The sequence below is a fragment of the Phenylobacterium sp. genome, from assembly GCF_037138395.1.
Lineage (GTDB): Bacteria > Pseudomonadota > Alphaproteobacteria > Caulobacterales > Caulobacteraceae > Phenylobacterium.
In genome coordinates, this window is the sequence record NZ_JBAXIM010000137.1 from 1 (window position 1) to 6801 (window position 6801).

At 70.6% G+C, this 6801-nt stretch carries 7 protein-coding genes; 4 read left to right on the plus strand and 3 right to left on the minus strand.

What is annotated here, in order from left to right:
* Nucleotides 1-72 precede the first annotated feature (72 nt).
* Nucleotides 73-1359, minus strand: coding sequence for an amidohydrolase family protein (locus WCJ52_RS10460; protein WP_336903249.1), 1287 nt, complete (start codon nt 1357-1359; stop codon nt 73-75).
* A gap of 132 nt (nt 1360-1491) precedes the next feature.
* Between WCJ52_RS10460 and argB the strand changes: the two genes are divergently transcribed.
* Genes argB through dapE form a run of 4 tightly spaced genes read left to right on the plus strand, consistent with a single transcriptional unit; the run spans nt 1492 to nt 5078 of the window.
* Nucleotides 1492-2424, plus strand: coding sequence for an acetylglutamate kinase (argB, locus tag WCJ52_RS10465; protein WP_336903250.1), 933 nt, complete (start codon nt 1492-1494; stop codon nt 2422-2424).
* The gene (locus WCJ52_RS10470) at nt 2421-3086 is read left to right on the plus strand and encodes a pyrimidine 5'-nucleotidase (RefSeq protein WP_336903251.1); all 666 of its coding nucleotides are present in this window, start codon (nt 2421-2423) and stop codon (nt 3084-3086) included. The genes argB and WCJ52_RS10470 overlap by 4 nt, the downstream gene beginning before the upstream one ends.
* On the plus strand, nt 3083-3919 hold the full coding sequence (gene dapD, locus WCJ52_RS10475; protein ID WP_336903252.1) for a 2,3,4,5-tetrahydropyridine-2,6-dicarboxylate N-succinyltransferase: 837 nt from the start codon (nt 3083-3085) through the stop codon (nt 3917-3919). The genes WCJ52_RS10470 and dapD overlap by 4 nt, the downstream gene beginning before the upstream one ends.
* 4 nt (nt 3920-3923) lie before the next feature.
* Entirely contained in the window at nt 3924-5078 is a 1155-nt protein-coding gene (gene dapE, locus WCJ52_RS10480) for a succinyl-diaminopimelate desuccinylase (RefSeq protein ID WP_336903253.1), read from the plus strand.
* On the opposite strand, the gene truA is transcribed toward dapE, so the two are convergent.
* A complete protein-coding gene (gene truA / locus WCJ52_RS10485; protein ID WP_336903254.1) occupies nt 5051-5809 on the minus strand; it encodes a tRNA pseudouridine(38-40) synthase TruA in 759 nt (252 codons plus the stop codon). The genes dapE and truA overlap by 28 nt on opposite strands.
* Complete coding sequence (gene fmt / locus WCJ52_RS10490) at nt 5809-6735, minus strand: methionyl-tRNA formyltransferase (protein ID WP_336903255.1); 927 nt, start codon at nt 6733-6735, stop codon at nt 5809-5811. The genes truA and fmt overlap by 1 nt, the downstream gene beginning before the upstream one ends.
* Between the last annotated feature and the right edge of the window lie 66 nt (nt 6736-6801).

Sequence of the window (6801 nt, forward strand, 5' to 3'; positions counted from 1 at the left end):
GGTGAGGGGGTCAACGGCGCTTGAACAGGCCCCCTACGTCCTGGTGCGCGCGCCTTCCCAGGAGGGAATACCCTAGGGCTTTCTGACCGTCTGGCCGCCCTTCATGACGAAGACGGGGGTTTCCAGCACCCGGACATCGCTGAGGGGATCGCCGCGGACCCCCACGAGGTCGCCCCAGGCGCCGGCCTTGATCTGGCCGACCTGGCCAGCCTGACCCAGGGCGTCGGCGGCGTTGATCGTGGCCGACTGCAGGGCCTGGAGGGGACTGGCACCCCACTGGACCATGACTGCGAACTGCCGGGCGTTGTGGCCGTGCGGATAGACCCCGGCGTCGGTGGAAAAGATCATCTTCACCCCGGCGCGGATCGCCTTCTGGAAGTTCTGGCGCTGGATGAGGCCGATGTCCCGGTCCTTCTGGAGGTTTTCCTCGAGCACGCCGTTCTTGGCGCCCTCGGCCTGGGTGTAGTCGGTATTGTAGATGTCCATGCCGAACCAGGCCCCCTTGCGGACCGCCAGGCGGATGCCCTCGTCGTCGACCAGGCTGGCGTGCTCGATGGTGTCGACCCCGGCCTCGATGGCCTGGCGGATGCCGGAGGCGCCGTGGGCGTGGGCCGCCACCTTCATCCCGGCGGCGTGGGCCTCGTCCACCACCGCCTGCATTTCCTGCAGGGTCATCTGCTGGGCGCCGGGAGAGTCCCCTCGGGAGAAGACCCCGCCCGTGGCGCAGATCTTGATCACCTCGGCCCCATACTTGCGCATTTTCCGGACCATCCGCCGAGCCTCGTCGGGGCTGTCGACGACGGCGGGGCTCTGCTCGTTCATGGACGGGGGAAAGAAGGTGGAGTCGCAGTGGCCGCCCGTGGCGCCCAGGGCGTAGGCCGCCGGCACGATACGCGGACCCGGTACGAAGCCGGCGTCGATGGCCTGCTTGAGGCCCACGTCGGCATAGCCTTCGGAGCCGACATTGCGGATTGTGGTGAAACCCGCCTCCAGGGTGGACTTTGCGTGGGCGACGCCGATCACGGACCAGAAGGAGTCCGTGAAGAGCAGGCTGTTGTAGCCGCTGTAGAGGGGCGAGGAGGTGATGTGCACGTGCATGTCGATCAGGCCTGGCACGAGGGTGACGCCCGGCAGGTCGACCCGCTCGGTGCCCTCGGGAAGGGCATCGCCCTGGCGGCCCACCCGGGTGATCCGGCCATCGGTGATGACCACCTGGGGGCGTTCGATGCGGGCACCAGTGGCCACGTCAATCATCCGGTCGGCGGTGACCGCGACTGTGGCGGCCTGTGCGGCCTGGGCAGGAAGGGCGGCGAGGCCGACGAGGGCGGCTGCGGCGGCGAGGCGGGCGTTCAGGCGCATGTGCGGTTCCGTCGAAAGGGGGGCACCTTCCTACCACGGCGGGGTCCCGCACCAACCCCGTGACGCCGCCAGCGGGTGACAGAGGGGCGCAGGTCCGGTATCGCACCCCCACGTGTGCAGGAGGCCCTGGACTTGAGCGAGACGCCATCGACGAACCCTGCGGCCGAGGAGCAGGGCTGGGCGACCGCCAGGACCCTGGCCGAGGCCCTGCCCTTCATCCAGCAGTATGACCGCGAAACCGTGGTCATAAAGTACGGCGGCCATGCCATGGGCCAGGAGGAATCGGCGCGCCTGTTCGCGGCCGACGCCGTCCTGCTGAAGCTCCTGGGCCTGCATCCGGTGGTGGTGCACGGCGGCGGTCCGCAGATCTCGCGCATGCTGGACAAGGCGGGCGTGAAGTCGACCTTCATCGACGGCCTGCGCGTGACCGACGAGGCCACCATGGAGGTGGCCGAGATGGTCCTGTCCGGAGCGATCAACAAGGAGATCGCCAACTGGATCAACCTGGCCGGCGCCGAGGCGGACGTCCGCGGGGTGGGCCTGTCGGGCAAGGACGCCCGGCTGATCACCGTCGAGAAGGCGACCCGGACCCGCAAGGACCCCGACAGCCAGATCGAGCAGGTGGTGGACCTGGGTTTCGTCGGCGAGCCCACCCGGATCGATCCCCAGCTGATCCAGGGCTTGATCTTGGCCGACCACGACTACATCCCGGTGATCGCCCCGATCGGCGTGGCCGAGGACGGACAGACCTACAACATCAACGCCGACACGGTGGCCGGCGCCCTGGCTAGCGCCCTCAAGGCCAAGCGGATGCTGCTATTGACCGACGTGGCGGGCGTCCTGGGGGCCGACGGTGAGCTCATCCGCCAGATGTCGGTGGGCGAGGCCCGGGCGGCCATCACCTCGGGCGTGGCCTCTGGCGGCATGATCCCCAAGCTGGAAACCGCCATCGCCACGGTCGAGGCCGGGGTCGAGGCGGTGGTCATCCTGGACGGCCGACGCCCCCACGCCATGCTGGTCGAGCTGTTCACCGAACACGGGTCGGGAACCCTCATCACCCGATGATCCCGGACCTCAGCCATATCGACACCTGGCTGTTTGACCTGGACAATACCCTCTACCCGGAGGAGTCCGGCTTCATGCGGCAGGTGGAGGGCCGCATGACCGCCTTCGTCATGAAGGTGACCGGGCTGGAGCGGGACGCGGCCTTCGCCCTGCAGAAGAAGTACCTGGCCGAGCACGGCCTGACCCTGGGCGGACTGAGGCTCCACCATGGGGTCGACCCGGCGGACTTCCACGCCCTGTTCCACGACCTCAGCCTTGACGCCCTGGCGCACGACCCGGAGCTCCTCGTGGCCCTGGCCCGCCTGCCCGGGCGCCGGCTGATCTTCACCAACGCCGACGACTTCCACGCCGAGCGCGTGCTGAACCACCTGGGGCTGGCCCACCTGTTCGACGAGGTCTTCCACATCCACTCCTTTGGCTTTGCGCCCAAGCCCGACCCCCTGGGCTTTACGCGGATGATCGACGGCCACGGCCTGGACCCCGCCACGACCGCCTTCTTCGAAGACTCCGAGCGCAACCTCAAACCGGCCTTCGACCTGGGCATGACCACGGTCCTGGTCGGTCCCCGGGCGCTGGGCTCCGAGGCGGCCTTCGTCCACCACCGCACCGCGCACCTGACCCCCTTCCTCAATCACGCCCGCCTCCGGGAGACCGCCAGATGAGCCTGACCTACGCCGACCTTCGCGCCGAGATCGAAGCCGCCTGGGAGGCCCGGGACCAGGTCTCCACCGCCACCACCGGCCCGGTGCGGACCGCCGTGGACGAGACCCTGCGCCAGCTGGACAGCGGCGATCTGAGGGTGGCGACCCGGGGCGAGGACGGCGCCTGGACCACCCACCAATGGGCCAAGCAGGCCATCCTCCTGTCCTTCCGCCTGAACCCGAACCGGGTGCACTCCGCTCCTGGCCCCGGCCCCTACTGGGACAAGGTGGACACCAAGTTCGAGGGCTGGGAGGCCGCCCGCTTCGAAGCCGCTGGCTTTCGCGCCGTGCCGGGCTGCGTTGTGCGCAAGGGCGCCTTCATTGCCCGCAACGTGGTGCTGATGCCCTCCTTCGTGAACATCGGCGCCTTCGTGGACGAGGGGACCATGGTCGACACCTGGGCGACGGTGGGGTCCTGCGCCCAGATCGGCAAGAACGTGCACCTGTCCGGCGGGGCGGGGATTGGCGGGGTGCTGGAGCCCCTGCAGGCCAACCCGACCATCATCGAGGACAACTGCTTCATCGGCGCCCGTTCCGAGGTGGCCGAGGGCGTGATCGTGCGCGAGGGCAGCGTCCTGTCCATGGGCGTCTACCTGACCTCCACCACCCCCATCATCGATCGGCGGACCGGCGAGGTCTTCACCGGCGAGGTGCCGCCCTATTCGGTGGTCATGTCCGGGTCCCGGCCCAGCCCCCATGAGGGCCTGCCGGGAACCTACTGCGCGGTGATCATGAAGACCGTGGATGCCCGGACCCGGGCCAAGACCTCCATCAACGAACTTCTGAGGGACTAGGCCCATGGCTGGGATCGACGCCGTCGAACTGACCCGGGAGCTGATCCGGCGCCCGTCTGTGACCCCTGCCGACGCCGGGGCCATGGACGTGGTCGAGCAGGTCCTTGCCGGCCTCGGCTTTGCCTGCCGCCGGATGCGGTTTGGCGAGATCGAGAACCTCTATGCCCGGATCGGGACGGCTCGGCCCAACCTCTGCTTCGCCGGCCACACCGACGTGGTGCCGGTGGGCGATGTGGCCGCCTGGAGCCGCGAGGCCTTCGCCGCCGACATTGTTGATGGCGTGCTGATCGGCCGCGGGGCCGTGGACATGAAGAGCGCCATCGCCGCCTTCGCCGCCGCCGCCGCCTCGGCCCTGGCCGAGGGTGCGGTGACCGGCTCCCTGTCCTTCCTGATCACCGGCGACGAGGAGGGCGTGGCCCTCGACGGCACCAAGCGGGTGGTCGAGACCCTGAAGGCTGAGGGCGAGATCCTCGACCACTGCATCGTCGGCGAGCCGACCAGCGCCGAGAGCTTTGGTGACATGGTCAAGATCGGCCGCCGGGGCTCGATCAATGTCGGTGTCCGGGTCGAGGGGATCCAGGGGCATGTGGCCTACCCGCACCGGGCGGCCAATCCCGTGTCGGTCCTGATCCGCCTGCTGGCGGCGCTTGAGGCACGGGTGCTGGATGAAGGCTATGCCGACTTCCAGCCCTCGAACCTGGAGGTCACCACCGTGGACGTGGGCAATCCCACCACCAACCTGATCCCCGCCGTCGCCACGGCGCGGCTGAACATCCGCTTCAACCCTGCCCACCGGGGCGCGGACCTGGCCGCCTGGGTCCAGGCCGAGGCCGACCGAGCGGCAGAGGGCTTCCCGGGGACGATCACCCTGACTCCGGCGATCAGCGGCGAGGCCTTCCTGACCGAGCAGGGCCCGTTTACCGAGCTGGTGGCCGGCGCCGTCGAGGCGGTGTCGGGACAGCGGCCGGACCTGTCGACCACGGGGGGGACCTCGGACGCCCGGTTCCTCCGCGACCTCTGCCCGGTGGTCGAGCTGGGCCTGGTGGGCCGCACCATGCACGCCGTGGACGAGCGGGCGCCGGTGGAGGAGATCCGCCGCCTGCAATCGGTCTACGAGACCCTGATCCGCCGCTACTTCGCCGCGCCGCCTTCGGCGTAGGAGACGCCCGTCAGGCTGAGGCCCGACGCTGGCGCTACAGGGCCGCAGGCCCGGCGGTCCCGCGCCTCCAAGGCGGCCTTCACGTCCTGCGCTGTCCAGCGCCCGACGCCGACCTCGGCCAGGGTGCCGGTCATGGACCGCACCTGCCGGTGGAGGAAGGAGCGCGAGGCGAAGCGGAGCCAGACCTCCTCGCCCCGGCGGCTGACCTCGACGACATCCAGGGTCTTGACCGGCGACTTGGCCTGGCAGGCCAGGTCGCGAAAGGTGGTGAAGTCGTGGTGGCCCACCAGGACCTGGGCGGCGGCGTGCATGGCCCCGGCGTCCAGGGGCGTCCGCACATGCCAGACCTGGCCGCGGTCGAGGGCGGGGGGCGTCGGCCGGTTGAGGATTCGGTAGAGATAGCGCCGCTCGGTGGCCGAGAAGCGGGCGTGCCAGCCCTCTGGGGCGACCTCAGCCTCCAGCACCACCACCGCCTCGTCGACCAGGTGGGCGTTGAGGGCGTTGCGCACGGTCTGGGCGGGCCAGTCCTTGGAAAGGTCCACGTGCACCACCTGGCCGGTGGCGTGGACCCCGGTGTCGGTGCGACCGGCGGCCTGCAGGCGCAAGGTCTCGCCGCTGAAGGCCAGGACCGCGCGCTCCACCGCACCCTGGACCGTGGGCAGGTCGCCCTGGGCCTGGAAGCCCTTGTAGGGGCCACCATCGTACTCGAGGGTCAGGCGGTAGCGGGGCATCAGGCCAACTGCGTCCCGGCGGGCAGGGGCAGGCCGCGCAGGAAGTCGGCGGCGTCCTGAGGCCCCCGGCCCTCACGCTGGAGGCGGAGCAGGCGCACCGCGCCCTCGCCCGTCGCCACCAGGAGGGCCGCGTCCAGGATCGTCCCCGGTGCGCCCGACCCCACCTCGGCCCGGCTGAGCAGGGCCTTCACACGCACCGGGCCGCGGGGCCCGGGGGCCTCGAACCAGGCGCCGGGGAAGGGCGAGAGGCCGCGGACCTTGGCATCCAGCTCGGCGGCGGGGCGGGCCCAGCGCAGGCGGGCGGTGCGGGCGCTGATCTTCTTGGCGTAGGTGGCACCCTCGACGGCCTGGGGGGTCTCAACGGCCCGACCGGCGGCGATGTCGGCCAGGGTGGCGACCAGCAGATCGGCACCGGCCTGCGCCATGCGGTCGTGAAGGGTCCCGGCGGTCTCGCTCTCCCGGATGTCGAGCCGGGCGGTGGCGAGGATGGGACCCTCATCCAGCCCTTCCGTCATACGCATGACCTGGACGCCGGTCTCTTTGTCGCCGGCCAGTATGGCGCGCTGGATGGGGGCCGCACCCCGCCAGCGGGGCAGGAGGGAGGCGTGCAGGTTGAAGGCGCCCAGGCGCGGCACCTCCAGCACCTCCCGGGGCAGGATCTGGCCGTAGGCCACCACCAGGGCAGCGTCGAGTTTGAGGGCGCGGAAGGCCTCGACCTCCGCCGGGTTGCGCATGGAGGCGGGGGTGCGGACCGGCAGGCCGAGGGACTCCGCCAGGGCCTGGACAGGCGAGGGGCGAAGCGCCTGGCCCCGTCCCCGGGGCGCCGGGGGCTGGGCGTAGACGGCGACGACCTCGTGCCCGGCCTGCGCCACGGCGGCGAGACAGGCGGCGGCGATGTCGGGAGTTCCGAGGAAGGCGAGGCGCATGGAGCGGGTTTACCCCTCCGGCGGCGGCGAGGGAACTTAAAGGGGGGGAACTTAAAGGGGGGGAAC